This window comes from Methylobacter sp. (assembly GCF_023227905.1).
Classification (GTDB): domain Bacteria; phylum Pseudomonadota; class Gammaproteobacteria; order Methylococcales; family Methylomonadaceae; genus Methylobacter_A.
Genome location: NZ_JALOCF010000105.1, coordinates 1 through 4,022 on the forward strand (window position 1 = coordinate 1; position 4,022 = coordinate 4,022).

Consider the following 4,022-nt stretch of genomic DNA (forward strand, 5'->3'; position numbering starts at 1 on the left):
TCCTTCTGCAGGTTGCCGGTGCCATAGCTGTTGGTGATCACGCCGGTGATCATGCTGGTGGAAGCGAAGACGCCGATGTAACGGGTGGCACCGCCGGCGTTGAGGTCGATGCCGTTCTCCAGGGTCAACAACGCGTTGGCTGTGCTGGCGTTCAGGACGAAGGCGTTGGGACTGAAGTAGGTTGAGCCGAAGACCAAGTTGGAGCCTTGGCCACCGATGTTGATGGTGATGCCAGTGGTGTATGCCTCGAAGCCGTAGAGGTTGTAGCTGCTAAAGCCGGCATAGCTGCCGGAGCCACCGGCGACAATCTGGATCTGGCCGTCGCCATTGCCAAGGCCGTTGGTGAAGCCAACGCCCGTCTCAAAAACGCCTGCATGGGCCAGTGTGAGATTGCCAACAGTGGGCAGGCCGATGCCATAGGTGGCGCGGAGGACGCCGTTGGTGACGAGAGTGCCGCCCGTGTAGGTGTTATCGCCGGCGAGGACCTGCAAGGCCGTGCCGAACTTGCCCAAGGACACGTGCGTGTTGCTGCCGTCGGCGATGATGCCGGAGTAGGTCTGCCAACTGCTGCCCAAAAGCCGAAGCATCGTAACGCCGCCGTTCGTGCTGTTGTCCGTCACCAAGCCCCCCAACGTGCCGGCCAGGCTGTTCATCGTCAGATTGATGCCGTTCAGGTCGAGCGTGCCGCCGTAGTTGACCACGGCCACGCCAATGCCCAGGGCATTCGTGCTGCCAACCTGCAGGATGCCGTTGTTCACATAGGTCGCGCCGTTATAGAGATTGCTGCCAGTCAACACCAAGGTGCCCGTGCCGTTCTTCTGCACCGTGCCCGCACCGGTGATAAAGTTATTGTTGGTATAGACATCCGACCGCGCAAACACCAACGTGCCCACGTTGCTGACCGCCCCGCCACCAATCGTGCCGTAGGCCGAATTCGTGCCAATCTGGAGCGCGCCGCCCGAGTAGATGTAGGTCAGACCGCTGTAATCGTTGATGTTGTTCGTCAGCACCACCGTGCCGGCGTTGCCCACCATCAGCCCGTTGGTGCCTGTCAGCTGGCTGCCCACCACCAGCGTCCCGCCCTGCAAGCTGCCCTTCAAACGATACGTCGCATTGGCCGGCGTCAGGTCCCCGTCATACACCACCACACGATTCGGCGCCGCCTGCAGGAAGCTGTCCGCCAGGTTCACCAGCCCGCTGAAGTCCAGCGCGGCGCTGCTGTTGGTGAACATGCCCATGCCCGCAAACACCGGCGCCGCCGCTTTCGCATTGACCTGATTGAGGAAATCCTGGTCGATCGCATAGAGCGCGCCCACCGTCCCGTTCATGTTCGTCGCCGTAATACCGCCCGTTCCAAACGAGTTTGTCGAGGCCACAAACAGGAAGCCGGGCAAAGCCGAATCGATGAACGTGCCTCCCTCGTAGTTGTTGGTGTTGCTGAAGATCACCACGCCGCCGTTGTTCCCACTCGTGATCTGGATGCCCGACTCCCCCGTAATCACCCCGTCCACATACAGGTCGTTGCGCGCATAGTTTACATAGAGCGTGCTGTTGCTGATCACCAGCGTCATCGTCCCCGTCAAGTGCTGGTTGCCGCCCATGCCCAGTATCCGCGCGCCGTAGTTGGTGATGTCATTGACAATCGTATAAACCACGCCGTCCACGGCCGCCGCACCCGAGCCGCCCAACCGTAACTCCGTTCCACCCCTCATCGTCACCGGCCCGCTGCCCAACGCATACGCGCCCTGACGATACCCGTTGTCGGTGCCCAGATAGATCCGGCCATCGTTAATGATTGTCCCGCCGCTATAGGTGTTCGACGACCCGCCAAAATACGTGTTTTCCGACTCCAGCGTCAGGTTGCCCGCGCCAGCCTTGATCAATGCCACCGGCGACAACGGGCCGTTGTCCACAATCGTGGACCGGAGGTAGCCCAGGTTCGACAAGTCCCACCGCGTGTAGATGAGTTCCGCCGCTCCCCCGTTGTTGGTGCCCGCCGTCAGCGTGCCGCCGATGATGACGAAACTGTTGTCCGCCCCCGGATTCATCGAGTCCAAGATGCCGCCGCTGGCCACCGTCAACCCGTAGCCGAGCAGGTTCAATGTGTCGTTGCGCGCCCGGCCGATACTCATGCTGAAGTTGGTCGCGTTTCCGGCCATCGAGCGATCGGCGTTCTCCAGCCGCACGTGGTCGGTGGGCGTCCAGCCGGTCGTCGTGTTCACTTTCGTATAAGCCGTGAAGTTGGAAACCGAGCCGCCAGCGTACGTCGCCCAGTTGGTGTAGTTCACCGTCGCCCACGGCCCGATCAGGCCGTTGTTCAACACCGGCGCTGCCGTGAAGACGATCATGTTCGACGCGCCCAACCCCAAACCCGTGCCGACAAAGTTGACCGTCACGCCAGGCGAGCGAACCATCTCGCTGAAGGTCAGCGTGCTCGCGCTGCCCGCCGGAGCCTGCATCGAGAAGATCAGGTTCCCGCCAGCCTCCAGCGCGAGCGTGCCGACCGTCTGCGCGTACGTCGCCGCCGCCCCGTTGTTGCCGAAGGTGAATTCGCCGCCCTTCATGGTCATCGTGGCGTCGGCGCGCAGGCGCGTGCTGCTGTTCATCGTCGGCGTGTTGCTGATAATCAAGCCGCCGCCCCCGCGGAGCGTGATGTTGGTTGAGAGCGAGATCGCGCCGAGGGTATTGGAAAGGATGAGCCGGCCGCCGTCGATGATGGTCGAGCCCGTGTAGCCCTGGTTGTTGGTCAGCGTCAGCAGCCCGCTCGATCCGGGGCCGTTAAGCCTCAGCCCGATCTCGCGCGTGCCGTTGGTGATGATGCCGCCAAAGGTGGTGTTGCCGTAGATGTTGCTGACCACGAGCATCAAGGTGGTGAGGCCACCGGCCGGGGCCGTGTCGGTGATGACGGCATTGGTGCCCGAGAGACCGTTGACGATCACGTTGGTGCCATACATGTCCACCGTGCCGGCGCTAGCATTGAGCATGCCGCTGCCCAGGGCGGTGAGATCGCCGATGCGGAGGGTGCCGGCGTTGATCGTGACACCACCGAGGAAGTTGTTCGACGCGGAGAGGACGAGCGTGCCCGCGCCATACTTGGTGAGGCTGCCGGGACCGGTCAGGACATTGGTCAGGCTGAAGACGTTGGCGGCATTCGCAATGTCGAGGCCGCCGTTGAAGGTCATGCCGCCGCTGTTGTTGAGCGGGTGGCTGCCGAGATCCGTGATGGACGTGCCAGTGATCTGGAGAATACCACCGGCGAAGGTGATCATGCTGGTGGACACGCCCATGTTGGCCCAATCGCCGATGCTGAGCCGTCCGCCGCTGAGGATGACGCCGCCGCTCCAGTCGTTGGTCGTGCCGGTCAGCGTCAGCATGCTCGTGCCGAGCTTGTTGAGGCCGCCTGCGCCGGTAACGTAGCCGGCAAAGGTTGTGTCATTGGTCTGGTTGATCAACAACACACAGTTGCTGATCATCAATTGCGCGCCGGTCCCTCCGATGAGCGACCCGATGGCAGGACCGGAACCCGACAGGTAGCTGTTGTTCAGGCGGACTGCGAGGGCCTCGCCGGGCATGATGACATCCACCGCGCCGCCATAGGGACCGCCGCCGTTGGCAACATAGACGGCGATGTTGTGCGCGCCAGCGGTCAAGTTGATGGGTGCGCCATTGGTCAGTCTGATGCCATCCATATAGATGACCTCAAAATCATCCACGACGGCGGTATTGAAGATGTAAAGGCCGTTGGTGGGCGCATTAAAGAGGCCCTGCCAGCGGGCGACGGAGTTGGCCACGCCCTGGTTTGGCAGCGGCGTGCTGGCCGGATAATTGAAGCCATTGGTGAAGCTGGCGAAGAAGACCGTGTTGGGGGTGTTGGAGGCCATGAAGGCTTGGAGGTTGTTGATGCCACCCATGCTGTTCTGGTTCCAGCCATTCACGAAGAACTCGCCAGCGAGGCCGTTGTCACCCACGGCAATAACAGTGGACCCATTGCTGATGATCAAAGCACTGTTCAGCGCGGCATT

Annotated in this window: 1 protein-coding gene; it reads right to left on the reverse strand. The window is 61.9% G+C overall.

Translation table 11 applies throughout. The annotated features are described in order from the left end of the window. Positions 1–4,022, reverse strand: a 4,022-nt coding sequence (locus M0R47_RS21340; RefSeq protein ID WP_292558375.1) for an autotransporter-associated beta strand repeat-containing protein, incomplete at both ends; no start/stop codon positions are given.